Below are 26555 nucleotides of genomic sequence, written 5' to 3' on the forward strand. Positions count from 1 at the left end.
GAGGCGTCTGAAAAGTCATTTTGAGACGCCTCCTTTGTGACTGGCGCTTTGCTTTCGTCACAGATAAATTGCGACGAGGATGGTGGCAATTTTTATTGCGACCACCGCAGGAGCAATATTTTCTAACATTTTATTAACAAAGTAATGAAAAGGGCTGTGTCTTACTACACAGCCCTACCTATGTAATAATGTAAAAAGGAGGGACCATTTTGAGCAGATTTAGTACAGATCAACTTACATTCATTACAATAATCGTATTATTAATTGTGTTCGTCGAGCTCACAATTTTTAATAATGGTGGCGCCTTTTTACTTATTGTTGGAGCACTACTACTCTATTACAGTTTTTCGAAAAATAAAAGAAGCTATTTTTGGCTAGGATGTTTCTTCTTATTTATTGCAGTTCTTACAGTATGGAGTTTACGTTTGCTCATTGTTGGCATACTCATTTATTTGCTATATAAACATGCTACAAAAGAACAAAAATATGTAACGGTTGATACAAACGATTTTCAAGTAAAGTCTATCGAAACGAATGAACTAATTGGATCAACTGCACCTCCAGTTGATAATTATAAATGGCAAGATGTACAAATTCAGCGTTTTATCGGGGATATTACCATTGATACGACAGAAACAATTTTACCTGCCGGAACATCCGTTATATCCATTCGTCAATCCATTGGGAAAGTGACGATTATTGTTCCTTATGAAATACCGTTCCGCCTACAATTTTCAACGATTTTAGGCGAAGCAAAACTACTTGGAAAAGGAAAAAAACGATTAATTAATGAACAGTTAGTGTTTGAAGATGGAAACCCAGAAGATGCAAAACGTAAACTAGTCATACATGTGGCAACATGGCTTGGCGATGTGGAGGTGATTCGTAAATGATTTCATTCTTCTTTCGTACTATCACACTTTTCTTTCTATTAACTGGCATGACATTTTTCTTCTGCTTTTTATTTTTCGGAGAACCCAACGAAAAAAATTGGGACATTTTATGGGAAAAGAATTTTGAACAATTACCTTATATCGCAATCATCTTTACTTTTATAAGTTTCTTAAGTATCGTTATTAGTCTTTGGATGAGTTCCGTTGCAAGATCAAGGGAATCTGCAGCAACTCGATATGTAAAGCAAGTGGCGGAACCTGATTTTTCATTAAAGAAGAAAAATGTCTCCCACGCATTGAAAAAGGCCTTACTACAAGCAAATGAACTAATTGATACTCAACGAAAAAGTTTACAACGATTAACAAACGAAAAAGCAGAAGCCAACGATAAAGTCATTCAAGAACGAATCATTGCTGAACGCCAACGACTAGCACGTGAATTACACGATTCTGTCTCTCAACAACTTTTTGCAGCTTCCATGTTACTTTCTGCCGTAACAGAGCAAGAGGAAGAATTAGGAAATTCCAAACATACATTACAGCAAGTGGAGAAAATTGTTCAACAAGCACAACTCGAAATGCGCGCTTTACTGCTACATTTAAGACCAATTGCATTACGAAACAATACACTTGCTCAAGGATTAACTGAATTAATTGTTGAATTGCAACAAAAAGTTTACTTTAATATTGTTTATAAAATAGAAGAAGTTGCATTATCGAAGGCTGAAGAAGATCATTTATTTCGAATCGCTCAGGAAGCATTATCCAACACGTTACGCCATTCCAAAGCAACTGAAGTGGAATTGCTGTTAGTGGCAAGGGACAACTTTGGTATTTTGCGTATTCAAGATAATGGGCAAGGATTCAATATGGAAGAAGATAAATCCACTTCTTATGGTCTAAAAAACATTGCAGAACGCGCTGTAGAAATTGGTTGTACGTACAAAATCGTTTCTGTACCAGATGTTGGAACGATTGTTGAAGTCAAGGTACCGTTAAAAACAAATATTGAATCCGATGAGCTAGATACGGAAGTCAATGCAACGGAGTCTGAATAATTAGCCCCCTATCAAAATAAATGAGGTGATAGTTTGATAAATGTATTAATAGCAGATGATCATGAAATGGTTCGAATCGGAGTATCTGCTTATCTTTCCGCACAACCAGACATGACGGTTGTGGGAGAAGCAGAAAATGGCGCTAAAGCCGTTGAACTTGCTTTACAATTAAGACCTGATATTATTCTAATGGATAACGTGATGCCAGTAATGACAGGAGCCGAAGCCACAGCACAAATTATTCAAAAATGGCCAGAAGCAAAAATAATGATGGTTACTAGTTTTCTAGATGATGATAAAGTGTATCCTGCTTTAGAAGCTGGAGCAATCAGTTATATTTTGAAAACATCTAATGCAAAACAAATCGCAGAAGCCATTCGGAAAACGATGAAAGGCGAAACTGTACTCGAACCAGAAGTAACAACAAAGATGATTTCAAAAATGAGAAGTGGTACTGCAACCGCGCTACATGACCAATTAACAGATCGGGAATCCGAAATTCTCTTATTAATAGCGCAAGGCAAAACAAATCAAGAAATTGCCGATGAATTATTTATTGCATTAAAAACAGTAAAAACTCATGTGAGCAATATTTTAGCAAAACTCGAAGTACAAGATCGTACACAAGCGGTTGTTTATGCTTTTCAAAATGGATTGGTCAAATAAAAAAATTTACGGGCATTCACGAATTGACATGAATACCCGTTTTATTTTTATATTTTAAATTGCTCCACTTCTACTTGAAGTCTTTCAGCTAATTCCGCTAAAAATTCTGCACTAGAAGATATCTCTTCATTTGCCGCGATTTGTTGTTTTGATGCTGCACTCGTTTCTGTTGAAAGTTGTACCCCATTATTTGCAAGATTCTGAATCTGATGGACGTTATCTAATACCGTTTCCGCCATCCCATGAATTTGTTCAATCGCTGTTGAAACAGATTCTACCCGGACCACCACATCCCCTACACTTGTTTCAATTTGATTAAACACCTCAAGGGAATCACTTGTTTTACTCAATCCTTGATCTACTTTATCTCCACCAACTGCAATGACTTTAACAGCTTCACTACTTGCGGACTGAATTTGTTGAACCATAGATGTAATTTCTATTGCGGAATTTTTCGATTGCTCTGCTAACTTACGAACTTCTTCAGCAACTACCGCAAACCCTTTACCATATTCCCCTGCACGAGCTGCTTCAATGGCTGCATTAAGTGCAAGTAAATTTGTTTGATCTGAAATCTCTGTAATTAAAGATGTAATCCTTTGAATTTCGTTGGATTGCCTTTCTACCTTTTTCATAATATTTGAAGTTTCACTAAAGGCATCATGAATATTATTCATGTGATGAACTACATCCGTTACAACAGCAGATCCTGACTTAACTAATTTTTGAACTCCATTTGCCGACCCTAGCATTAATTCATTATCAGAAGCTATTTGTGAAACCGCGTCATTTAACTCAGCAATAGCTTGTACAGCTGAATGCATCAAATTCGATTGTTCTTCACTTGTTAACATTTGTTGCTCGGCTGATGATGAAACCATTTGAGAAGATGCTAATGTTTCTTCAGCCGTTGAAGATAACTGCTCAGCGTTTGTTGCAAGCTGAATAGACGATGAACGAACATTTGTCACAACATTTCGTATGTCAGCTAACATCTTATTGAAGGTTTCAGCCATTGTGCCAGTTTCATCGTTATTTTTTATTTTTATAGGTTCAATTAAGAAATTTCCATTCGCTACTTCTTCAAGAGCTTTGGTAACTTTTAAAATTGGTGACGCAATCATTTTACTTATGAATGATGAAATTAATATGCCTAGTAATATACTAATAATTGTAACAATAGTAAATCCTGTATTCGCTGCTTTTCGGAAAGATTCCAAATTTGTTTGTGACACAAGAATATCGTTCTCAAAAATTACTTTTAATTCATCTAAAGTGCCTATTAACTTTTCATTCAATATTTTTGATTCAATAAAAGTGGCTTCATTTAATCTACCTCTTTGAACTTGTTCTATTAATTTATCATTCGTAGCAAAATATTCTTCAGAATTCATTTTAAACGTTTCAATTAATGCAGCCGATTGGTCATCGATTCCCAGTGCAAATACCGCATCAATAGCTGTCAGTCGCTCCTCGATTGTAGAATTAATAATATCCAAGGATTCAGGATCTTCAAAAGACACATACTCCAACAATGTAGCACCTATAATTCTTTGACTTTGTTCGATTTCAGTAATCTTTGCAATCTTCTGCATATCGATTTCTAGTATTTCTTTATATCGATTCGTTAAATCAAATAGACCGACAATCGCTAAAATAGTAACTGCAATTAACAAGAATAAAATTGAGCTAAAACCCATCCACATTTTTTTCTTAATAGAAAATCTCAAGTAAGTGCACCACCTTTTTTAAGCTTCTTACTATTAATCGTACATATTTGGCAGTACTATAGAAAGGGTATTTTCTCATATTATGGAAAATTATACAATTTGAATATTTATTCAATAAAGGACTTTAGTGATACTTTTTCGAGTTTATTCGTCAATTTTATTTTTAAATAAGGTTTAGGGTTATTTTGAGAGATTGGTTGTGGATAAATAAGTAAGAGTGGATTCTAGTGTGTACTTAATTTCTGTGATAAAAGGTAAATTACGATTTGTAGTGACAGTCTTAATTGAAATGAACGTCAAATCTCATGCGAAATTTGATTCTAGTGACCTTCATTGCCTGGTTGAACGTCAAATCTCATGCGAAATTTGATTCTAGTGACCTTCATAACCTGGTTAAACGTCAAATCTCATGCGAAATTTGATTCTAGTGACCTTCATAACCTAGTTGAACGTCAAATCTCATGTGAATTTGATTCTAGTGATCTTCATCACCTGATTGAACGTCAAATCTTATGCGAAATTTTATTCTAGTGACCTTCATAACCTGGTTGAACGTCAAATCTCATGCGAAATTTGATTCTAGTGACCTTCATATCAAAGAGCACATCAAATCTCATGATAGATTACATACAACTGAATTTCATATTACACTTATTTCCAATCCCCCCTCCTCCTCCATACAATATAACTCTCAAAATCAATTTTTCTTCAGCTTCATGGATGTTTTTATAGTTACCCGCAGCATTTATCTAAACCAATAGCTTCTCCAAACAACCAGAAAATCATAAATGAACATTTTATTGTTCAAAACGGCCAAAATTTTGGCCATACCAAGTTCAAAATCTATTAAAATATGCCTTTTTTACAGGTTTAATAGTTGGCATCGGTTTTGCTTATATAAAAGTATAACCAGAAAGGGGAGGAATTTTAATGAAAGCAGCAGTAGTAAATGAGTTCAAAAAATCTTTAGAAATCAAAGAGGTTGAAAAACCAACGTTAGAAAGTGGAGAGGTTTTAGTTAAGATTGAAGCTTGTGGCGTATGTCATACTGATTTACATGCAGCACACGGTGACTGGCCAGTAAAACCAAAATTACCGTTAATCCCTGGTCATGAAGGCGTTGGTATTGTTGTTGAAGTTGCTAATGATGTTTCTTCTATTAAAGTAGGAGATCGTGTTGGAATTCCTTGGTTATATTCTGCTTGTGGTGAATGTGAATACTGTTTATCTGGACAAGAAACACTTTGTGAAGATCAATTAAATGGTGGATATTCTGTAGATGGTGGATATGCAGAATATTGTAAAGCACCAGCTGACTATGTTGCTCGTATTCCAAAAGAAGCTGACCCAGTACAAATTGCACCAATTTTATGTGCAGGTGTAACAACTTATAAAGCATTAAAAGTTTCCGGTGCAAAACCAGGTGAATGGGTAGCAATTTATGGTATCGGTGGTCTTGGTCACATTGCGCTACAATATGCTAAAGCAATGGGATTAAATGTTGTTGCTGTAGATATTAGCGATGACAAATCAAAATTAGCCCTTGAACTAGGTGCTGATATCGCAATTAACGGTCTAAAAGAAGATCCAGTAGCAACAATCAAAGAAAAAGTTGGTGGCGTTCATGCAGCAGTAAGTGTTGCCGTGAGCAAAAAAGCATTTGAACAAGCTTACCAATCAGTTAAACGTGGCGGAACACTTGTTGTAGTTGGGTTACCAAATGATGAACTACCAATTCCAATTTTCGACACTGTATTAAATGGTGTAACTGTAAAAGGTTCAATTGTTGGAACAAGAAAAGATATGCAAGAAGCTATTGATTTTGCTGTACGTGGTAAAGTACGTGCAATGATTGAAACTACTGAACTTGAAAATATTAATGAAGTATTCAAACGTATGGAAGAAGGAAAAATTAACGGTCGCATTGTTTTAACTCTCGAATAATAGCACTTACCAAGGTTGTTCAAGTCGAATTGTTGTCGATTTGGACAACCTTTTTATTTTGGAAAAAAGGGAAAAACTCACTTCTATTGAATTAAAACTATATAAGATTTTTTAGGAGGTACATATGAACGTTCATAAATTTGTATTACCAGAAATCATCTTCGGCAATTATACTCTCTCGCAAATTGGCGATTGTTGTCTACGATTAGGTGCTTCTAATGTTTTGATTGTCAGTGATGAGGGTATAGCAGAAGCAGGCTGGCTCGATAAAGTCGTTGAAAACTGTAAAGAAGCGGGATTAAAATATACAACCTTCACGGATATTACTGTTAATCCAAAAGATTACGAAGTCGAAAAAGGTAGAGAAATTTATTTAGAAAATCATTGCGATGCAGTGATAGGCGTTGGTGGTGGAAGTACAATTGACGCTGCAAAAGCAATTGCATTACTTTCTACAAATGAAGGACATATTCGTGATTATGAAGGTGTTGATAAAATTAAACACCCCCTTCCCCCTCAAATCATGGTTCCAACGACAGCAGGTTCTGGATCAGAAGTTTCACAGTTTTCGATTATCCTAAATTCAGAAGAACGAAAAAAAATGACAATTATCTCAAAGTCATTAATTCCTGATATCGCAATTGTTGACCCTGAAACACTTGTTACTAAAAGTACACAACTGACAATTTCTACAGGCATAGATGTATTAACCCATGGAATTGAATCGTACATTAGTTTAGCTGCAACCCCATTAACAGATGTTCACGCAAAAAATGCAATCTCTCTAGTAGGTCAATATTTACGCTCATCAGTAGCATCTAAATACAATAAAGAAGCAAAAACGCATATGGCAATGGCAAGTCTTCAAGCTGGAATTGCATTTTCAAACGCAATTTTAGGGGCTGTTCATGCTATGAGTCATGCAGTTGGTGGCAGATATCCGGTTTTACATGGTGATATTAACTCTATTCTTCTTCCCCATGTAATGGAGTTTAACTTATTAGCCAATCCAGAAAAATTTGCGGATATTGCCTACTTACTTGGACTTAAAGACCCGAACATTTCGAAAATGGAAGCAGGAAAAATCGCTATTAAACTAGTAAATGAATTAATTGAAGATATCGGTGCACCACAAAAACTTTCTGAATTAGAAGTGAAAGATAGTGAGATAACTGAAATGAGTTATACAGCTTTGCATGATGCATGTATGTTAACGAACCCAAGAGACGTGACCATCGATGACATTGAACAACTATTCAGAAAGGCCTGGTAAATTTGGTATTAAAAGAGCGAGAATCGTTAATCGGTAAATTAACAGGCATCCAATCCTCAAAAAAGAGCTATTACAGTGAATTAAAAGTAATGGTTGAAGAATTAAAAAAGAAAAACATGCAATTAGAAGTCATCAATGAAGTAACCCAAAGTATCAATATCGAAATGTCCATTGATGAAATGTTAAGTAATATTTTTGAGAAAATAAAAGCATTTATCGCCATCGATCGAATAAGTTTAGCACTCTATGAAAATAATGAGCTTTTTTTATCAAATGTCTATCCAATAGACTCCATTCACTTTCCAATTGGACATCAATTTCAAAAGGAAAACTCCCTTTATTGGAATTCTATCCTATCTCTTGAAAAGGTTTTATTCAAGCTAGAAAGTGAGTCGCTAACCTATGAAGAAGAAGCTGCTTATCATTCGTTAGGAATAAAAAGCATCCTAATCATACCTCTTGTTAGTAAAAAAGCGGTCATTGGAGTATTAAGCATTGGGAGTAAGGAATTAAACCACTTTAGTGAGTCTGATTTATCATTTTTCCAACAGCTTTCAAATCAAATTGCCGTTTGTATTGAAAATGTAAAGCTGTATCAGAAAGTTTTGGATTCAAAAAAGGAATGGGAAGAAACTTTTCGTGCTGTATCAGATTTGATTTTTGTAACTGATACAAATGGCACCATTTTAAAGTGTAATAATTCAGCCAATAAATTTTTTGATTCATATATTATCGGTCAAAACTTGCAAAATCTGCTTGAACTTCCCGATTTAGCGATTATAGAAGAAAATTATTATCAAGAGTTTCATTATAAGCAACATTTGTTTGAATTACGGGCATATCCAATTACTAACAAAAATTATCAAATCTATTCTTATATCATTTACATTATTGATATTACAGAAAAACGAAAAATGGAAGCACAACTCATTCAATCAGGTAAACTTGCGGCGATTGGAGAAATTGCAGCTGGAATTGCTCATGAATTAAACAACCCATTAACTGCTATACTAGGAAACTCCCAATTATTATTACGTGTTGGAAAATCTGATGAGCGAACCAATAAATTGCTATCAGATATTTATGTGTGTGGAAAAAGATGCAAAAACATTATCCAAAATTTACTCACGTTCTCTCGCCAAGACGAATATAGTTTTGAAGATTTCTGCATAAACGAAGCAGTGGAACAAGTGTTAGATATTATTGGCGATCAATTTAATAAGCTCAACATAACAATAAAAAAAGATTTGCCGAAGAATCTTCATTGCGTCCAAGGAAATATCCAACAAATCGGGCAGATCATTTTGAACCTGCTCATTAATGCAAAAGACGCTCTTGAAGAAAAAGATACTGAACAAAAAGTTATCCTCGTTGAATCAAAAGAAGTAATAGAAAATGAAAAGAAATGGGTTGTACTTTCTATAAAGGATAATGGTTGTGGAATTCCTAACCATCGACTACAAGATGTGTTTAATCCATTTTTCACAACAAAAGAACCAGGGAAAGGTACAGGACTCGGTCTATCTGTTAGTTTAGGAATTGCAGAAAAACATAATGGTTTCATTGAAATCGATAGTACTTACATGGAAGGTAGCGAATTCAGAATAAAATTACCAGCGAAATGCCAATAGAGAGGTTGTGTTCATAAATTGAAACATATTTTAATTATGGACGATGAAATTGAAGTTGGAAATTTCTTTAGACATTTATTGGAGGAAAAAGGATTACAAGTAAGTGTTGCAACAAATAAAAATGATTTTTCTACCTTAATATCAGAAATTACTTTCGACCTAGCTTTAATTGATTTAAAACTGCCCGATTCAAATGGAATTGAATTATTAAAACTACTAAAAAATTCACAACAAACTTGTAAAGCTATCATTATGACCGGTTATAGCACCGTCAAAACTGCCGTGGAAGCACTGAAAAATGGCGCGAATGACTATATTGAAAAACCTTTTGATGATTTAGATCAATTAGAAAAAACATTGGACAAACATTTAAATATAGAGCCAATTGCCAACCAAGAAGAGACAAATCAATTAGCTTCTAAACTAGGGTTTATTATTGGACAAAATAAAGAAATGAATGAATTAGCCAAACTTGCCGAAAAAATTGCCAAGAAAAATATCAATATATTGATAGAAGGTGAAACAGGTACAGGTAAAGAGGTACTTGCCAATTTTATTCATAATGTGAGTTTACGCTACAATCAACCGTTTATCCGAATCAACTGTGGTGCCATCCCAGAGACTTTACTAGAAAGTGAATTATTTGGACACGAAAAAGGTGCATTTACAGGTGCAGTAAAGTTGAAAAAAGGGATTTTTGAGATTGCTAATAATGGAACACTTTTCTTAGATGAAATTGGAGAGGCAAGTTTAGGAATCCAAGTACAGTTGTTACGAGTATTAGAAACCGGTGAATATTATCGTGTAGGTGGCGAATCCGTTCGAAAAACAAACACACGAATCATTGCAGCAACGAACAGAGATTTAGCAAAGTCAGTAGAAGAAAAAACGTTTCGGGAAGACTTGTTATATCGATTAGATGTTGTAAAACTAAACCTTCCTCCTTTAAGAAAGCGCCGGGAAGATCTTGAATTATATCTAAAATTCTTTTTGAAAAAGGTAAATGCTAGTCATTTGTCCTTTTCACAAGAATGTTTAGACATTATGAGAAATTATGAGTGGCCAGGAAATGTCCGGGAACTATTTAATATTGTTAAACGCGCAGTCGCTTTAATGGACGAAGATGAAAGCATCATTACACCAACATTTTTACCTGAGAAAATATTGCATAATTCTGGACAACAACCAGAATTACAATATAGTGAAGATGATTTAGAGTCCTACTTATCGAATTGGACAAGGCATATTTTAACGATGTGGGATAGAAATAAAGACATTCAATTAGACGATGTGCTTTATTCGGTGAAAGAATTAGAAAAACAAGTTGGACGTTCATTTGTTTTAAAATCCCTAAAGAATCATGTTGGAGACCGAAAAAAGACAGCGGATTCATTAAAAATCACGCCTCGTCAGTTAAAATATTTATTGAATGAAAAAGGAAAAGTATAGAAAAAATATGTGCCCAAGAAGTAATTACTTCTTGGGCACCTTTTTCTTCTCTTAGGAATTATTGCTTCTGCGGTGGTCGCATCAAGATGCCACCATCCTCGGCGCAAAAGGGAGGTCTCAAAATGAATTTTCAGACCTCCCTTTTTTTATAAAGCTTTTACTTTAGAAACAACATTGTCTACTGTGAAACCGTATTTTTCCATTACAACTTCACCAGGAGCACTTGCACCGAATTGATCGATTGCTAAAACGTCTCCTTCAAAGCCTGTATATTTATGCCAACCGAATGAAGAACCCATTTCAATAGCAAGACGTTTTGTCACCGCTTTTGGAAGTACAGATTCTTTATATTCTGCTGATTGTTGTTCGAAACGATCCATTGATGGCATTGAAACAACAGATGCATCAATTCCTTCAGCACGTAATTTCGCCTGCGCTTCAACAGCAAGAGAAACTTCTGAACCTGTTGCAATTAGGATTGCATCTGGCGTTTCTTTTGTAGCTGGTGAAACCACATATGCACCTTTAGCCACTCCATCTTTTGCAAGTTGTGCTGAATTTTCTAATACTGGTAAGTTTTGACGAGAAAGAACTAGCACAGTTGGAACATTTTTAGATTGAATTGCTAATTTCCAAGCTTCTGCAGATTCGTTTGCATCAGCTGGACGAATTACTGAAAGATTTGGCATTGCACGTAAAGATGCTAAATGTTCGATTGGTTCGTGCGTTGGACCATCTTCCCCTACTGCGATTGAATCATGAGTAAATACATAAGTTACAGGTAGACCCATTAATGCAGATAAACGAACTGCTGGACGTACATAATCCGAGAATACGAAGAATGTACCACCGAATACGTTTAAACCACCATGTAGTGCCATACCGTTTAATGCAGCACCCATTGCAAATTCACGAACACCAAACCAAATGTTACGGCCTTCTGGAGTTTCAGGTGAGAAATCGCCTTCACCCTTCATAGTTGTTTTGTTTGATCCAGCTAGGTCAGCACTTCCTCCAAAGAATGAAGGTACTTTTTTCGCTAATGCGTTAATCACTTCACCTGATGAAGAACGTGTTGCAACTGATTTACCTGCTTCATATACTGGTACTTCTGCATCAAAGTCTGCTGGTAATTCGTTGTTCATTGCTTTGATGAATTGCTCAGCTAACTCAGGATATTCTGCTTTGTAACTTTCAAATTTCGCATTCCAATCTGCTTCTGGTTGAACACCTTGTTTTTCAGCAGCTTCTTTAAAAGTTGTGTAAACTTCTTCTGGAATTTGGAATGGTTCATGTTCCCAACCATATGTTGTTTTAGTTAAAACAACCTCATCTGCACCAAGTGGAGCACCGTGCGAATCTGATTTACCAGATTTGTTTGGTGAACCGTAACCAATAACTGTTTTTACTTCAATTAATGTTGGTTTGCCTTTTGATTGTTTTGCTTGCTCAATTGCTGCATTGATTGCATCAATATCATTACCATCTGCAACATGAAGATAGTTCCAACCATAAGACTCAAAACGTTTTTGGATGTTTTCTGAGAATGATTTTGCTAAATCACCGTCTAAAGAAATATCATTTGAATCGTATAACACGATTAATTTTTCTAATTGTAAATGTCCAGCTAAAGAGATTGCCTCTGCAGCTACACCTTCCATTAAGTCCCCATCACCACAAAGTGCAAATGTGTAGTGATCTACAATTTCATGACCTGGTTTGTTATATGTAGCAGCTAAATGTTTTTCAGCCATAGCCATACCAACAGTCATTGCAATACCTTGTCCAAGTGGTCCTGTTGTCGCTTCAACACCTACTGTATGGCCATATTCAGGATGTCCTGGAGTTTTAGAACCCCATTGACGGAAGTTTTTAATTTCTTCCATATCTAAACCATATCCGCCTAAATGTAATAAGCTATAAAGTAACATAGAACCATGACCAGCCGAAAGAACGAAGCGATCGCGGTTATACCAGTTTGGATTTTGTGGGTTGTGACGTAATTGTTTCGTCCATAAAGTGTATGCCATTGGAGCTGCACCCATTGGTAAACCTGGATGGCCCGAATTAGCTTTCTCAATTGCATCAATAGATAATGTTCGGATAGCGTTAATTGCTAATAGATCCGCGTTTTGTGCCATTATTTGACATCCTTTCTCGTGCTAATGTGTATACTTTTACAGTTTAGACAAGATTGTGTAAGAAAACAATCCTATTTACAGACATTTTCGGATTTATGACATACTTTTTTTGAATTGTGCTACATCATTAAACAATGCAGCTATGTCAATGTATAGCCACGCACTGTTTTAAAGTTTTTACTCTATTAATTCAATTTATTCTTTTGGATATTTTTTATTTTTTCTGGCGTTACTTCATTGCCATTCGAATCATACACTTGCACATTTTCGATTGTATTTCTAAATGAGTTACGGAAGGATTCTAGATATTCTTTACGAAGAAGTGTGCGTTCTTTTGCTTCTTCTTCAGTTAATGTTCCAGCCTTTGCTTTTTTAGATAGTGCATTAATTCGTTCGATTTTTTCTTTGGATAACATATTTCTCTCACCTTTCAATCTTCACTACTTAAAAGGTAAGTAAAAAAGACTGGGAGCGCAAGTAATAAACCTTAACAAATTGGGCATTAATTTTATAAAAAGTCGCTATTTAATAAGGTTTCTTTCTTATATAAATAGATTAAACCATATATTTTTAAGAGTCTTGGGGGAAATTTTGATGAAGAGTTGTAAGCAGGTGCTGTCTTCTAATAAGTAAAAAAATAAGCGGAATTGGTAAACGTTTTGTTCTCCAATTCTGCTTCTATCATGTAGAAGGGGAATTATTAAATTTCGTAGATTATAGGATGAATGAGATAGAAAAAAACTCACTTCAGTTTATGTATATGTGAATTAATCAAGTTTCTTTCTTCTAAACCATTGTGTTGCGATCCATTTTTCGCCTGTAACGACTGGAGCGCCGCCATGTAATGTTAATTCATTTAATGTTTGATCGTTGTAGAAGTATTCAAAGTATACAGCCATTCCTTTTTTAGGATACACTTTTAGGCCAAGTTTTGGGAAATACGTCTCTCCACCATCTTCCACATCACTTAAATATAATACAACCGTACAAATGCGATTATTGCTTGCTGATTTACTTGTTGCTGCGAAATAATCAAAATGCTCTTTATATTCTTGCCCAGGTTTATAGTTTAAAATATGCAAACCTTCCGCATGCTCTACAGGGATACCCACTATAGAAGAAACTCTTTTTTCAATTTTTGACACAATCTCATCATTAACGTCCGTAAGAAATGATCCACTACTCGTTCGGATATCACTAACGACTTTTTCTACTCCAATTTTAGAACGTTGAAGGCGATTCTTTGATAATTCGATGAGTCTATCGCATTCTTCACCATCTAATACAGAACCTAATACAACAACTAACGGTTCTTCGTATTTCGCCAATACATCAATTACTCTGTCCTCTGTTTTAACTTTGTTTCCAGTGAAATTAAAGATTGTTTGTTCCTTTGAACGAATCTCAGCTACATTTGTAGTCATTTCCAAATTCCTCCATTTAATGGAATTAAAAGTTAATATATATGAATTTTACAATAATTTTTGTCTCTTATCATTAATTTTTTATGAAGTTACTAGTTTTATAGGATAAAAATGTATTTTATATAATCACTTTCGCCTACGGAAATTTTTCTTTATGAAATTTTCATTGTATATGGGATTTTACGCAATTTTTTGTTGAGGTGAATCAAAGCAGAAAATGAAATTGACATTGCATTCATGGGAAAATTGTTGAGATGTTTAGTGATAGTTTAAAGGTTAAATGGGGCAAAAAATGGGGCAGTTCTTTATGAACCAACCCCAAGTAAGTTATATATATGCATTTCTTAAATAATTGCAACACTTAAAGAACAAGTGTTAGTCTTCTAGACCTTCTATATATTCAGTGTATCTTCGATGAACTGTTGCCTTACTAACTTGAAACCCTAATCCTCTTAATGTTGAAGCGATTTCTTGGAAAGTAAGTCCCTTTTCCCGCAAATTCACTATTTCTTCAATAGGCACATCAATTCTTTCACGGCCTTCGTGATTTTGACGATTTTTTATATTCAACTCAGGACGATAGCCATTTTCAACAGCTCGTTTCATCCCTCTTTTAATCTTCGCATTATGGATCTTTCGTTGATATTCCTCCACAATCGCCAATATTTCAAGAAGCATTGTATCCATTTCGTTTAATGTTAGTGGACCAGCATAATTTAATGAATAAACGGTTGTTCCACTTTTTTGAAGTAAGTGTAGAATTGCCATTCTTGCATTTCCTCGTCCTAAACGGGTTTCATCCTGTATAAACAATGCAGAAATATTGTGCTCTTTTATATAGTCCATCATATCTAATAGGCCTTCTCTCTCTACATCGTAGCCACTCTGTTGATCTTGATAAGTTGCTAGAACTCGATAACCCATTTGTTCAGCATAACGGGATAATTCTTCTTGTTGTCTTTTGAGAGAAGTTTCCTGTGTATTTTTTTCTGTACTCACTCTTGTGTAAATTACTGCACTTTTATTCATTGATCTTTACTCGCTACCTCTATTGAATGAGAATCCTCATTCATTTTATTTTGGGCAATGTAATGACTATCTTCAGCAATTGGGATAGTGATAACTTGTCCAGCAATAATTATCTCATTGTTTAAGTGGTTTTCCAATTGTACAAGATTAATCCATTCTTGTGGCTTCATTTCTCCACGATAATGTTCTGCTAAAGTCCAAAGTGTATCACCATGTTGAATTTCTATTTGTTCGTATGTTGTTTTCCCGTTATCTGTTATTAATAAAATGCCTACTATTACAACAAATGCAATAAATAGTACAACGATGTAATTATTTTTCTGTAACCAATACATACTATCAACCCCTAATCGAATGTTTGTTCGGAATCTATGTTCCTAATTTAATACGAACACATGTTTTTGTCAATAACATTTTCGAACCTATGTTTGCATTTCCAATCTTTCACTGCTATACTATATGTAATTAATAGAGATAGATATTCACTTAAAGAGGTGAGAAAGTTGAAAAAATTATCAAAAAGACAAGAAGATATACTAGCTTTTATTAAAGAGGAAGTACGTACGAAGGGATATCCACCATCTGTTCGAGAAATTGGAGAAGCAGTAGGTCTTGCATCAAGTTCCACTGTACACGGCCATCTAGCACGTTTAGAAAGTAAAGGTCTAATTCGCCGAGACCCTACGAAACCACGTGCAATTGAAATATTAGAAAATGAAAGTGACACTGTTCAAAAACAATCCGTAATCCATGTTCCTCTAGTTGGGAAAGTTACTGCAGGTTTACCAATTACAGCAATTGAAAATATAGAAGAATACTTCCCTCTACCAGATACATATGGAACGGGTGAAGAAAATCTATTTATACTTGAGATAATGGGAGAGTCCATGATAGAAGCAGGTATATTAGACGGAGATTATGTCATTGTTAAACAAACCTCAACAGCCGACAATGGGGATATTGTTGTAGCTATGACTGAAGATGACGAAGCTACGGTAAAACGTTTCTTTAAAGAAAAAACACATTTTAGATTACAACCAGAAAACTCAAGTATGGATCCGATTTTAGTAAACCAAGTTACGATTTTAGGCAAGGTAGTTGGCTTATACCGTAATATTCAATAAAAAAGGTTGTCACTTTAGTCATAACTAGACTGAAGGACAACCATTTTTTGTGAGGTTAAGATTTTTATTTGAGTAAGTATGTCTTGTGCGTTTGGCATTCGGTTTGGTGCACTTAGACCACTTCTTGTGCGCTTAGTATTCTCTCTCGTGCACTTAACCCTGAACTTGTGCGTTTAGCACTCCCTTTTTGTTCACTTTTTGATTAAGTTACACCTTGTTCCAAACAAGCTTCAATAAACGCCTTAAACAACTTTGAAGAATGCTCCTCCCCTTTTACAGCCATTTCTTCTGGGTGCCATTGAACAGCTAAACAAAACGGGTAGTCATTTAATTCCATTGCTTCGATAATGCCATCGCTCGCACTTGCAGAAATTTGGAATAATGCAGGAACATCCTTAACTGCCTGATGATGAAGAGAATTTACTGCAATACGATTTTTTCCAAGTATGTTATGCAATTTAGTACCTTCCGTTATCTCAATAAAATGGGCAAGTTCATGTCTTAATGCATTTTGTTTGTGCAATAATGGCTCAGCTTCGTATTGAGCATTAATATCTTGATATAATGTTCCACCTAGCGCTACATTTAATAGCTGAATGCCTCGGCAAATTGCAAAAACAGGTAGCTTATGATTTAACGCCGCATGAGCAAGAGCAATTTCTACTTTGTCCCGTTCCAACATTACTTCACCGAGTTTGGGATGTGGCTCTTCTTGAAAATAGTGAGGATGTATATCGACCCCACCAGTTAACAATAGACCGTCAATCGAATCGATTACTTGCCTGACATCTTTTTCAACACCAAAAGGAATACAAAATGGAATCCCACCAGCATCTAGTACCGATTTAACATAAGGAGAGTTAATACAATACTTTCCATCACTCGTTGTCATGGTAATCCCGATGATTGGCTTCACAAAACCACCTCCACTATAAACTATTCGAAGGGGGCTATAAATCATTCCTGACAATAAAAAAGGAGTTGTCTGAAAAGTCATTTTGAGACAACTCCTTTGCGACGAGGATAGTGGAAATTTATTTCGACTACCGCAGGAGCAATAATTCATAAGAGATATTTATCATGAAAGAAAAGAGGTGTCCAAAAAATTATTACTTTTTGGACACCTCCTAAAATAAACTAATATACCAATCTAACATGTTTTCTCCATAGAAATAGACAATTATTGCAGCAAGTGCAATGGATGGACCAAAAGGCACAGGATTTTTTCTTCCTTGACCACGCACCTTTAATACAATAATTCCAACAATCATACCTATTACGGAAGCTAAGAACAGTGTAATTAAAGTATTGGCAGTACCTAATACTAACCCAATAAGGAAGAAAAGCTTAATATCTCCCCCACCCATTCCGCCTTTCGAAATGACAGCAATTAATAAAAGAATACCAAACCCAACTACTGCACCTAGTATACAATCCCACCAATTGTCTAAAGGTGATAAAATTCTTCCTAAAACTAAAAATGGTAAAAAGAATAATAGAATTTTATCAGGAATTAACATATACGCGATATCAGATACAACAATTATCATTAATAACGAAATGAAGAATAAAGCAACTGCCGTTTCAATAGTGATTCCTAATTGCCAGACAGCAAAACCAAATAAAATCCCTGTGACAAATTCAGTTAATAAATAAATCGGTGATATTTTTACGCCACAGCTACGGCATTTACCACCTAAAAATATGTATGAAAAAACAGGTATTAAGTCAAGTGCTGTTAATCTACGCTGACAAGATGTGCAATGGGAAGGTGGGGTCACAATTGATTCTTTCTTTGGAACCCTCAACCCAACAACGTTAAAAAATGAACCAAAAATGAGTCCAAATAATAACGCAAAAATAGCATATGCAATGTCCATGGAAAACGCTCCTTACTTATACCTGTTTCAATTATTCGGTACCTTCATGATAAAACGTTGTTACTTGTACAGAAACCGTTACTGTTTCCTCTTCATTTTGGATGACACTTTCTTCACCTGGTAATTCAAAATTTAACGCATCGATGTGCATAATTCGTTCTAAATTTTCAATTTCCTCGATAAATGTTAACAAACTATTGTAATCAGGAGCTTCAACATCCAGAACGAAAGTAATGAGTTTTAATTCACTCGGTAATGTTGAAATGTCAATTGAGGAGATAGGTGTTTCTTTCTCTTCTCCTTCCTCTTCTTCACCATCTGTATTCTCTTCAGGTGCTGTTTGTTCCTGCTTCATTGATTCCGACACAAGGGAATCGTAATTGTTAAAATTGATATTTAATACCCTTGTCCCAGAAACATACTCGATTTCTTCAATATTTAGTAGCAACTGATCAATTTCACGACTTTGTGGTAATCTCTTGCGAAGCGAAAAAATATTCGTTTCTATGGCTTGTTCATTTTCTAAATTTGCAATTTGTTCTTGCATTGACCTGATTTCAGTCCGTGTACTCGAAATAGTGTTTTGTGTTGAGTTCAACTCTTCTTTTTTTGGCAATACTACATAGTAATAAAAGGCAAACAATACTGCTGCGACAAAAGCTATTACTAATAATAGACTTGAATTTTTATTACCGGAGAAAAGTTTCATCACTCTTCACCTCCAGTAGATAAATAGGTTTCATCTATAACTAAAGTTAGATTCGTTGTATATCGTGGTTGTTCATTAAAGTTAGTAGAGCTTTCCGCTGTGTCTCCTGATTCTACTACTAATTCAAAGTTCGATATAGTGGAAACTTGCACATCTAAAAAATAATCACTGTTATTTAAACGAGTTACATAGTTGGATATATCGTTCATCGTTTCAAAATCGATCCAAACCGTCACACTTTTTTCTGTAAATTCGTACGTTCTTAAGAAAGAGTTATTAGGTTGTAAATTCAAAATTTCTTTTATTAACGGTGAAACATGATAAGAAATTTGGTCTAAAAATTGTACAGATTGCTCTAAACTAATATTGGATTTTGAATCGTTGTAAACGTTTAGCTGGGATTGAAGTTGATCTCGTTGAGCAAGAAGAGCTTGTTCTTCATTTACTATCGATACTAATGAGCTTCTTGCACTAAAATATTGCCAAACTAAAAGACTAAATATAAGTAAGGCGATAATCGCTAATAAAATATAGAGTAATTTTGTGTTATTTGGTCGCCGTTCTACCTTGGGCAAAAGGTTTATATCTGGAATCATGGGTGAACCTCCTTAAGGGCGAGGCCTAATAATGCAGCATGTTTCCCTTTAAAATTAGGAAAATGTTTCGCAATCACTTCATCAGTAACCATTTTTGAAGGGACCACTAAGTTATTGTTTAATGTTTCTGTAATCTGTTCTAAAAACGGATTATCCCCCATGACAAGAATTTCGTCAACACCCTTTTCACCCTTATGTAAAGAGTAACGGAAGAAGTTCATCATACGATCAAGTTCAAGTACCTCATCCATCACTTGCATTAAATAACTTTGTGAGTCACCTTGTAACGAGAATTGTACTTCTTGTTCAGATTCAATAGTGGCTGCCCATTTATGTAAGTCAGTTTCAATCGTTTGGAAACGCAAAAACTCCACTTGTCCTAGTGAATAAATACAAATGGAAAGTTCATTGATGGACCAATCAGCAACTAAATATGTTCGTTCCCCATCTAGATAACCGATTTTCTCTAATAATCGTAAATTACAAAGAGAACGAATATCAGCTACTTCGGGCTCCATTTTAATATCTAAAAATAGCGATGTGAGTTTAGAAATTTCATCAGAAGGTGCAGCAAAAATAACCGCTTGTCCATCATTAGGATCATGATCATATACGTCCACTAATGGATCTTCAAAAGGAACGCGAATTGATTCGCCAAGCTCCATTTGCACATATTCTAACAATTTATCAGACTCAACATCTTCAGGGTGTTCGAAGGTTTTTAAAAGAACAGACGTATCCGGCACAAAAAGGCGGACATTTTGCTTTTTCCCGCCCCATTTTGATGCATATTTTTTGAAAATATCAAACAACGTCATTTCATCTTCAATGACAGATTCAACAATCGTTCCATTTTCTAATGGTATTTCAAAAAGCTGTGATTGTTCCAAGCTCGGCCCCTTTACCACAAGTGCACGTATGATGTAATCTCGAAGTTCGATGGATAGATGTAATTTTTTTTTTGAGTTAAACATGCGGGGACCTCCTAATAATCCAGATATATGTTTTTAGTTAAACAATTGAACACCCAATTAATTTGGATGTTCTTTAATTAACTAATTTTAACTATCTCCACCTCCAGTAGGAGTATCATTTTTTTTTATGCCAGTGTCTTTTAAATCTGGTGAATCAACTTTCAGTATATCAAGATAAACATTGTCTAAATCATATTTCTTCTTATTTACTTCTGCTTCTCCATCTAATGCAATTACATTTTTTGTTTTTGAACCTACAGTCACATCATGATCTAAAACAGCTGTTGTTTCATTTACAGAGCCTGATGATTCTAAATAACCTGCAGTTTTTAAGTCAGCAACTGTGATTGATGCTGAAAGGTTACCATTTTCCACTTTATATAAGTTGGCGGCATTAATAACGTTTGCAATATCAGCTTTCATACCTTTAATACGTGAATCCTCAATTATATTTCCAATAGCAGGTACTGCAATTGCTGCTACAATTGCCAAAATTACCACTACTGCTAATAATTCAATTAATGTTAAACCTTTTTGGTTATTTAAACGCTTGTTCATTTGTTTAAACATATTATTTCCTCCTAAATTAATCATACTTTTAACACATGGTTTTCGCACGAATATTTTTCGCATTGTTTTCACCTCCTTGCAAACCTTCCTTACAAATAAGAAATTCAAATTTTACATTTGCTCATATAAACTAAACATTGGCATCATTATTGCTAAAACAATAAGACCTACAACACCAGCTAGAATAAGAATCATAAGTGGCTCGATTAAAGACTTTAATGTGTCAACTGTTCTGTCTACTTCTTCCTCATAAAAATCTGCAACTTTTCCCAACATTAAATCTAATGAACCTGTAGATTCACCTATTTTTGTCATAGATGAAACAAGTGGAGGAAACAGCCAACTCCTTTCAAAAGGACCAGATAAAGATTGTCCCTTTTCTAAGCTATTCCTCGCCTCTTTAATTATTTTACCAAGTACTGGATTACCTACTACCTTTTCTACTATTGTTAATGCATTTAATATTGGTACTGCACTACTAAATAAGGAGGATAGAGTTCTTGTCATTCGAGCAATAGCTGATTTTTGAAATAACTTCCCAAATATCGGGATTTTTAATAATATTAAATTGATAGAATAATTAAATTGATAATTTTTTTTATATAATAATTGAAAACCTAAAACTATAAATAAAATTATAGAGATTACTATCCACCAATAATTTTGTAAAAAGTTACTAATAGAAATAGTATATACAGTAATTAATGGTAGCTCAGCGCCCATATCTTCAAATGAAGTAACAAAACTCGGTACTATAAAAATCAGTAAGAATAACACAACAACTATTGTTATAAAAAGTAAAATCGCTGGATAAGTTAATGCAGATTGCACTTTCTTTTTTAACTTAAATTGTTTTTCAAACATGTTGGCAAGGCGTTCTAATGTATCGTCCATATTCCCGGTTGCTTCCCCTGAACTAATCATGTTCGCGAAAAGTTGAGGGAAAGCTTTTGGGTGCTTACTTGCTGCTTTTGAAAAAGGTGTTCCAGCTCGTACATCTTCTTCAACTTCATACAAAACTTTTTTCAATGCTTTACTTGTTGTTTGTTCAGCTAAAATTTTTGTAGCTTCAACTATGGAAATCCCAGCTCGAATTAGCGTTGCAAATTGACGACAATAGATAACAAAGTCCTCGTTTTTTACTTTTCCGCTAGCCCCTAGCTTGATTTCCGCATGCAGTATGCTTTTAGATTCCTCGAGTTGACGTGGGTTGATGCCTTGTTCACGAAGTTTCGCAATGGCTGCTTTTTTCGTGGGCGCATCGACAGTTCCCTTTTTTTGTGCACCTTGTTTTGTTCGACCGGTATATTTGTAAACCGTCAACTATATTCACCAACATTCATGTATGGTCTTGCTTCTTCTAATGAAACCTTACCTGTAGAGACAAGCGTTTGAATAGAACTCTCCAAAGTATGCATTCCTATAGCTCTGCTCGTTTGCATAACACTTGGAATTTGATGAACTTTCTCTGTACGAATTAAGTTCGCAATGGCTGGTACACTTACTAAAATTTCAGTTGCAGCAACACGTCCACTATTATCCTTAAGTGGGAATAATCGTTGTGAAATAATTCCTTGTAGAACGTTTGCAAGTTGTACACGTATTTGCCCCTGTTGATGCGGTGGGAACACATCAATAATTCGGTCAATGGATGTCGGTGCACTTGATGTATGTAATGTCCCTAATACGAGGTGTCCCGTTTCAGCAGCAGTAATTGCTGTTGAAATCGTTTCTAAATCTCGCATCTCACCAACTAAAATAATGTCTGGATCTTGACGTAATGCAGCACGTAAACCTGTTGCAAAAGATTCAGTATCTACACCAATTTCTCGTTGATTGACAATAGACTGTTTATGGCTATGTAAATACTCAATCGGATCCTCAAGTGTAATAATATGTTTTGCTTTTGATTCATTTACATAGTCAATCATTGCCGCAAGAGTCGTTGATTTACCTGACCCTGTTGGACCTGTTACTAAAATTAATCCTTGAGGTTTCTCCATCAGTTTATAAAGTACATCCGGCATGTGCAATGACTCAATTGTCGGTATTTTCGATGATATCAGTCGCAGTACTAAAGCACTAGAATTTTTTTGGTGAAAGGCATTTACACGGAATCGACATAAGTCATCTAAGGAAAAATTAAAATCTGTTTCCCCATTACTCTTATACTCTGCAACTTTATGCTCAGGTATAATGTCATATACCATATCATACAAAATTTCAGGTGTTAAAATTTCATTACCATATTGCTCGAGCTTACCATTTCGACGATAAATTGGAGGAACCCCAACAGTTAAATGTAAGTCTGATGCTTTCTCTGTATATGCACGCATTAGTAAATCGCGAATTGATAATATACTCATAGAAAAACTCCCTATTCTGTTGTAGCTACTCGAACTACTTCCTCAGTTGTTGTTAAACCATCTATAACTTTAAGTAGGCCATCTACTAATAAAGTATTGTATCCTTCTTTATTCATATAATCTTGCAATTGTGCCGTACTACCGTTATTTAAAATCAAATCTTTTATATTGCGATCAACTGGTAATACTTCGTGAATTGCTAAGCGGCCTTTATAACCAGTTTGATTACAAGAAGGACAACCTCGTCCCTTTTTCAATGTCGTTACATGTAATCCATTATCTGCAAAAATTTCTTTTTCCCGTTCAGTTGCTTCAGTCGTTTCAGCACAGTCTCGACAAATTCTTCGCACTAAACGTTGTGCTACTACCCCAACGAGTGATGATGAAATTAATAATGGTTCAATACCCATATCTCTTAAGCGGGCAATCGATTCAACTGCACTATTTGTATGCAGTGTACTTAATACTAAATGTCCTGTTAATGAAGCACGTACAGCAATTTCAGCTGTCTCCAAGTCACGTATCTCCCCAATCATGATAATATCAGGGTCTTGACGCAAGATTGATCGTAAACCTGAAGCAAAGGTTAAGCCAACATCTTCATTTACTTGAATTTGGTTTACACCAATTAATTGATATTCAACAGGATCTTCAACTGTAATAATATTGACATCTTCATTATTTAAATTTGACAGAGCAGCATATAAAGTCGATGATTTACCTGACCCTGTTGGACCTGTAATCAATACAATTCCATTAGGGCGTGCAATCATATCACGAAATAGATTTTCATTTTTTCTTGTAAATCCGAGTTTTGTTATATCATTTGCTGCATTTGTGACATCAAGAATACGCATTACGATTTTTTCACCGTATATCGTTGGTAATGTTGAAAGACGAATATCAATCGGCTTAAAGTTTACCGTTGTTCGAATACGTCCGTCTTGGGGTGTACGGTTGTCGGTAATGTTTAAATCCCCCATAATTTTTACACGGGCTGTCATCATATTTTGCATATGTTTTGGTAAAGATCGCTCTGTTCGTAATATTCCATCAATTCGATATCGAACTTTAAATTCGTTTTCATGTGGGTCAAAGTGAATATCACTCGCTTTTTGAGCAACACCATTTGCAATGATTTGGTTTACTAATCGGACAATTGGTGAATCCTCATCAGTCATCTCTTGTTGTGGTGGGGCATCAGCAGTAGTAGCAGCTAAACCAATATCAGAAAGTGCAGCTTCCATGGATTCTTGGAGGTCATAATATTTCGTAATTGTTCGATATAAATCATCTTTTGCAGCAATACTGGTCTCAATTTGACATCCAGTTGCCATACGTACTTCTTCAATAGCGAAGTAATCCATAGGGTCAGCCATCGCAATAAATAGTTTATTTCGATCTCGACGAATCGGCATAACCATTGCCCGTTTTGCCAACTCTGCGGGAACTAAATGTAGTAATTCAGGGTCAATCGTAAACTGATTTAAGTGTACGTGTGGAATGCCTAATTGAAACTCTAAAACTTCTATTAATTGTTGTTCTGTAATAATTTTTTGTTTAATGAGGAAATCCCCAATTTTTTCTTCCCTACTTTTTGTTGTAAGGGCATAGTCTAGTTGCTCACTCGTAATCGCTCCAGCATCTACAAGTAAATCCCCTAGGCGTTTACGTGAAGAAGGTTTCATCTACTGTTCTCCTCTCTATGGAGTGACTAAATTTCCACCTTTATCATAATAGCTACCTGGTGGCAATTCATCTTCATCTTTTGGTAAGTCATTCGGAACTAAATCAGATGGGTTGCCTGGCAAATAATTGTCTAAGTCAGGTAATCCATCTCCATTTAAATCAAGATTCAAATCATCATCTGTTAGCGGATTTTCTGAATCAGATTCTAGTACTTGTCTTGAAGATTTTAGAACAATTTGATTTGTCGGAGGATAATAGTCACGACTAATTTGTTCTTCTACGATATTACCATTTTTTTCAATAGTTCGATAGACCGAAATTCTTACACCATTCTTACCTTCTTGTATGATTTTAGCTTGTCCAGTAGGTAAATCTGTTGAGAATCGATTTATAATTCTTGGCATAATGATTTCATCCTGATTAACCTGGACAGTGACTTCACTTTCTTTCAAACTAGAGTAAATTTCAAGTTTTAACCTTTCATTTTCAATACTAGCTTTAATAAGAGCAGGTGATTCTGTTGTATTAGCAAATCGTAAATCTTTATTTTCAAGCTCACTCACAGCAGCTTCAATTCCAGGTTCTAAATAATTGGGAATTTCGTTCTGTGAATGACGTTCAAGAATATTAAAACTTGTTTGTAATACACTGTTATACAGTACTGATGCTAGGAAATTTAGACCTATTTTGTTTGAGATCTCACTATTTTCACCTAGCGTTTCTAACAATGAAAAAGTTTCATTTGGATTGATAACTGTTTCATTAATTGCTTGAGCTAAATAGGATATTCCTAATGCCCCTTCCGGAATTTTTTCCATTGAAAGGGATAATCGATCATTTTCGATGATTGATAAATCTGTAACTTCTGCTTCTATATTATGTTCCTTTAGATAGGAAGCTTGTCCTAAAACTCGATTAATTGTTTCTTCACTATCCCAAATAGATACATTTTCAATAGTATTCATTGCATCCTCTGAAATTGTAACCTCTAATGGTAAATGTACAATTTTCTCTTTTGACCAGAAATCATACCAAGGTTTGTCGGTCAGCATTTCATATTGCGTAATGGTTGATTCTACATTAAATTGAAGTTCGTTAGCATCTATAGTTAGTTCAGTTCCGCCACCATTGATTATAACTGCTTCTGCTTTCCAACTCTGAATTGCATCCATTAAAACTTTTTGAATTTCTGCATTTTTGAGACCACTAACTTCGACTCCACCAATTGTTGATCCGGTTGTTGCTGTTTCGTCTGCAGAGACTGTATGTGTTCTAATTGAACATATCGAAAAGATAAATAACAATAAGGTAATTGAGATTGATATAATTAATTTTTTTCTCTTGAACAAAATACTTCACCTCTTAGTCATATTTTAGAGAAGTAATATACTGTAACAAATTAAATTAAT

Annotated in this window: 24 protein-coding genes; 8 read left to right on the plus strand and 16 right to left on the minus strand. The window is 35.0% G+C overall.

Annotated elements, in window-relative coordinates:
* The first annotated feature begins 209 nt into the window (after positions 1-209).
* Genes liaF through D8M03_RS06455 form a run of 3 tightly spaced genes read left to right on the plus strand, consistent with a single transcriptional unit; the run spans position 210 to position 2617 of the window.
* On the plus strand, positions 210-893 hold the full coding sequence (gene liaF, locus D8M03_RS06445) for a cell wall-active antibiotics response protein LiaF (protein WP_121213960.1): 684 nt from the start codon (positions 210-212) through the stop codon (positions 891-893).
* The gene (locus D8M03_RS06450) at positions 890-1951 is read left to right on the plus strand and encodes a sensor histidine kinase (protein ID WP_121213961.1); all 1062 of its coding nucleotides are present in this window, start codon (positions 890-892) and stop codon (positions 1949-1951) included. The genes liaF and D8M03_RS06450 overlap by 4 nt, the downstream gene beginning before the upstream one ends.
* Before the next feature lie 33 nt (positions 1952-1984).
* A complete protein-coding gene (locus D8M03_RS06455; RefSeq protein ID WP_121213962.1) occupies positions 1985-2617 on the plus strand; it encodes a response regulator in 633 nt (210 codons plus the stop codon).
* Between the two features lie 47 nt (positions 2618-2664).
* Here D8M03_RS06455 and D8M03_RS06460 read toward each other — a convergent pair whose 3' ends face one another.
* A complete protein-coding gene (locus tag D8M03_RS06460) occupies positions 2665-4347 on the minus strand; it encodes a methyl-accepting chemotaxis protein (RefSeq protein WP_121213963.1) in 1683 nt (560 codons plus the stop codon).
* A gap of 930 nt (positions 4348-5277) precedes the next feature.
* Here D8M03_RS06460 and adhP point away from each other — a divergent pair.
* From adhP to D8M03_RS06480, 4 genes are all read left to right on the plus strand, one after another.
* Positions 5278-6291: an alcohol dehydrogenase AdhP gene (gene adhP, locus D8M03_RS06465; RefSeq protein WP_121213964.1), complete on the plus strand. Its 1014-nt coding sequence runs from the start codon at positions 5278-5280 to the stop codon at positions 6289-6291.
* Between the two features lie 124 nt (positions 6292-6415).
* Positions 6416-7564 (plus strand): iron-containing alcohol dehydrogenase, encoded by a 1149-nt coding sequence (locus D8M03_RS06470; protein WP_121213965.1) that lies wholly within the window; start codon positions 6416-6418, stop codon positions 7562-7564.
* Positions 7565-7566: 2 nt separating this feature from the next.
* Positions 7567-9195 carry a sensor histidine kinase gene (locus D8M03_RS06475; protein ID WP_121213966.1) on the plus strand — a complete coding sequence of 543 codons (1629 nt, stop codon included), beginning with the start codon at positions 7567-7569 and terminating at the stop codon, positions 9193-9195.
* Positions 9196-9213: 18 nt separating this feature from the next.
* Positions 9214-10644: a sigma-54-dependent transcriptional regulator gene (locus tag D8M03_RS06480; RefSeq protein WP_121213967.1), complete on the plus strand. Its 1431-nt coding sequence runs from the start codon at positions 9214-9216 to the stop codon at positions 10642-10644.
* Between the two features lie 146 nt (positions 10645-10790).
* Here the strand turns inward: D8M03_RS06480 and tkt are convergent, their stop codons facing one another.
* From tkt to yneA, 5 genes are all read right to left on the minus strand, one after another.
* On the minus strand, positions 10791-12785 hold the full coding sequence (gene tkt, locus D8M03_RS06485; RefSeq protein WP_121213968.1) for a transketolase: 1995 nt from the start codon (positions 12783-12785) through the stop codon (positions 10791-10793).
* A gap of 185 nt (positions 12786-12970) precedes the next feature.
* On the minus strand, positions 12971-13201 hold the full coding sequence (locus tag D8M03_RS06490; RefSeq protein ID WP_121213969.1) for a DUF896 domain-containing protein: 231 nt from the start codon (positions 13199-13201) through the stop codon (positions 12971-12973).
* 351 nt (positions 13202-13552) lie between these two features.
* Positions 13553-14209, minus strand: coding sequence for a 2OG-Fe(II) oxygenase (locus D8M03_RS06495; protein ID WP_121213970.1), 657 nt, complete (start codon positions 14207-14209; stop codon positions 13553-13555).
* Positions 14210-14584: 375 nt separating this feature from the next.
* Positions 14585-15238, minus strand: a complete 654-nt coding sequence (locus tag D8M03_RS06500; RefSeq protein WP_121213971.1) for a YneB family resolvase-like protein — start codon at positions 15236-15238, stop codon at positions 14585-14587.
* Positions 15235-15573 (minus strand): cell division suppressor protein YneA, encoded by a 339-nt coding sequence (gene yneA, locus D8M03_RS06505; RefSeq protein WP_121213972.1) that lies wholly within the window; start codon positions 15571-15573, stop codon positions 15235-15237. Before yneA ends, D8M03_RS06500 begins: the two co-directional genes overlap by 4 nt.
* 168 nt (positions 15574-15741) lie before the next feature.
* On the opposite strand from yneA, the gene lexA reads away from it, so the two are divergent.
* Positions 15742-16362: a transcriptional repressor LexA gene (lexA, locus tag D8M03_RS06510; protein WP_121213973.1), complete on the plus strand. Its 621-nt coding sequence runs from the start codon at positions 15742-15744 to the stop codon at positions 16360-16362.
* Positions 16363-16564: 202 nt separating this feature from the next.
* On the opposite strand, the gene D8M03_RS06515 is transcribed toward lexA, so the two are convergent.
* From D8M03_RS06515 to D8M03_RS06560, 10 genes are all read right to left on the minus strand, one after another.
* Positions 16565-17359: a gamma-glutamyl-gamma-aminobutyrate hydrolase family protein gene (locus D8M03_RS06515; protein WP_245987493.1), complete on the minus strand. Its 795-nt coding sequence runs from the start codon at positions 17357-17359 to the stop codon at positions 16565-16567.
* A 130-nt stretch (positions 17360-17489) separates the two neighbouring features.
* The gene (locus D8M03_RS06520) at positions 17490-18242 is read right to left on the minus strand and encodes a prepilin peptidase (protein WP_121213974.1); all 753 of its coding nucleotides are present in this window, start codon (positions 18240-18242) and stop codon (positions 17490-17492) included.
* 31 nt (positions 18243-18273) lie between these two features.
* Entirely contained in the window at positions 18274-18951 is a 678-nt protein-coding gene (locus D8M03_RS06525; RefSeq protein WP_121213975.1) for a potassium transporter, read from the minus strand.
* Complete coding sequence (locus D8M03_RS06530) at positions 18951-19547, minus strand: aldolase/citrate lyase/malate synthase family protein (protein ID WP_121213976.1); 597 nt, start codon at positions 19545-19547, stop codon at positions 18951-18953. The genes D8M03_RS06525 and D8M03_RS06530 overlap by 1 nt, the downstream gene beginning before the upstream one ends.
* Positions 19544-20521 carry a type IV pilus biogenesis protein PilM gene (pilM, locus tag D8M03_RS06535; RefSeq protein WP_121213977.1) on the minus strand — a complete coding sequence of 326 codons (978 nt, stop codon included), beginning with the start codon at positions 20519-20521 and terminating at the stop codon, positions 19544-19546. Before pilM ends, D8M03_RS06530 begins: the two co-directional genes overlap by 4 nt.
* A gap of 87 nt (positions 20522-20608) precedes the next feature.
* On the minus strand, positions 20609-21091 hold the full coding sequence (locus D8M03_RS06540; RefSeq protein ID WP_121214012.1) for a prepilin-type N-terminal cleavage/methylation domain-containing protein: 483 nt from the start codon (positions 21089-21091) through the stop codon (positions 20609-20611).
* Positions 21092-21202: 111 nt separating this feature from the next.
* Positions 21203-22414, minus strand: a complete 1212-nt coding sequence (locus D8M03_RS06545) for a type II secretion system F family protein (RefSeq protein ID WP_121213978.1) — start codon at positions 22412-22414, stop codon at positions 21203-21205.
* Positions 22411-23457: a type IV pilus twitching motility protein PilT gene (locus D8M03_RS06550; protein WP_121213979.1), complete on the minus strand. Its 1047-nt coding sequence runs from the start codon at positions 23455-23457 to the stop codon at positions 22411-22413. Before D8M03_RS06550 ends, D8M03_RS06545 begins: the two co-directional genes overlap by 4 nt.
* Before the next feature lie 11 nt (positions 23458-23468).
* Positions 23469-25145 carry a GspE/PulE family protein gene (locus D8M03_RS06555; RefSeq protein ID WP_121213980.1) on the minus strand — a complete coding sequence of 559 codons (1677 nt, stop codon included), beginning with the start codon at positions 25143-25145 and terminating at the stop codon, positions 23469-23471.
* 15 nt (positions 25146-25160) lie between these two features.
* Positions 25161-26495 (minus strand): VanW family protein, encoded by a 1335-nt coding sequence (locus D8M03_RS06560; protein WP_121213981.1) that lies wholly within the window; start codon positions 26493-26495, stop codon positions 25161-25163.
* Between the last annotated feature and the right edge of the window lie 60 nt (positions 26496-26555).

The sequence above is a fragment of the Ureibacillus endophyticus genome, from assembly GCF_003628435.1.
GTDB classification, from domain to species: domain Bacteria; phylum Bacillota; class Bacilli; order Bacillales_A; family Planococcaceae; genus Ureibacillus; species Ureibacillus endophyticus.

Excerpts from the sequence above, each read along its gene's own strand:
- D8M03_RS06530 (WP_121213976.1), bottom strand. The coding sequence starts at position 19,547 with ATGATTCCAGATATAAACCTTTTGCCCAAGGTAGAACGGCGACCAAAT.
- D8M03_RS06540 (WP_121214012.1), bottom strand. The coding sequence starts at position 21,091 with ATGTTTAAACAAATGAACAAGCGTTTAAATAACCAAAAAGGTTTAACA.
- pilM (WP_121213977.1), bottom strand. The coding sequence starts at position 20,521 with ATGTTTAACTCAAAAAAAAAATTACATCTATCCATCGAACTTCGAGAT.
- D8M03_RS06490 (WP_121213969.1), bottom strand. The coding sequence starts at position 13,201 with ATGTTATCCAAAGAAAAAATCGAACGAATTAATGCACTATCTAAAAAA.
- yneA (WP_121213972.1), bottom strand. The coding sequence starts at position 15,573 with ATGTATTGGTTACAGAAAAATAATTACATCGTTGTACTATTTATTGCA.
- D8M03_RS06525 (WP_121213975.1), bottom strand. The coding sequence starts at position 18,951 with ATGAAACTTTTCTCCGGTAATAAAAATTCAAGTCTATTATTAGTAATA.
- D8M03_RS06470 (WP_121213965.1), top strand. The coding sequence starts at position 6,416 with ATGAACGTTCATAAATTTGTATTACCAGAAATCATCTTCGGCAATTAT.
- tkt (WP_121213968.1), bottom strand. The coding sequence starts at position 12,785 with ATGGCACAAAACGCGGATCTATTAGCAATTAACGCTATCCGAACATTA.
- D8M03_RS06515 (WP_245987493.1), bottom strand. The coding sequence starts at position 17,359 with ATGACTTTTCAGACAACTCCTTTTTTATTGTCAGGAATGATTTATAGC.
- D8M03_RS06450 (WP_121213961.1), top strand. The coding sequence starts at position 890 with ATGATTTCATTCTTCTTTCGTACTATCACACTTTTCTTTCTATTAACT.
- adhP (WP_121213964.1), top strand. The coding sequence starts at position 5,278 with ATGAAAGCAGCAGTAGTAAATGAGTTCAAAAAATCTTTAGAAATCAAA.
- D8M03_RS06520 (WP_121213974.1), bottom strand. The coding sequence starts at position 18,242 with ATGGACATTGCATATGCTATTTTTGCGTTATTATTTGGACTCATTTTT.
- D8M03_RS06495 (WP_121213970.1), bottom strand. The coding sequence starts at position 14,209 with ATGACTACAAATGTAGCTGAGATTCGTTCAAAGGAACAAACAATCTTT.
- D8M03_RS06555 (WP_121213980.1), bottom strand. The coding sequence starts at position 25,145 with ATGAAACCTTCTTCACGTAAACGCCTAGGGGATTTACTTGTAGATGCT.
- D8M03_RS06550 (WP_121213979.1), bottom strand. The coding sequence starts at position 23,457 with ATGAGTATATTATCAATTCGCGATTTACTAATGCGTGCATATACAGAG.
- D8M03_RS06500 (WP_121213971.1), bottom strand. The coding sequence starts at position 15,238 with ATGAATAAAAGTGCAGTAATTTACACAAGAGTGAGTACAGAAAAAAAT.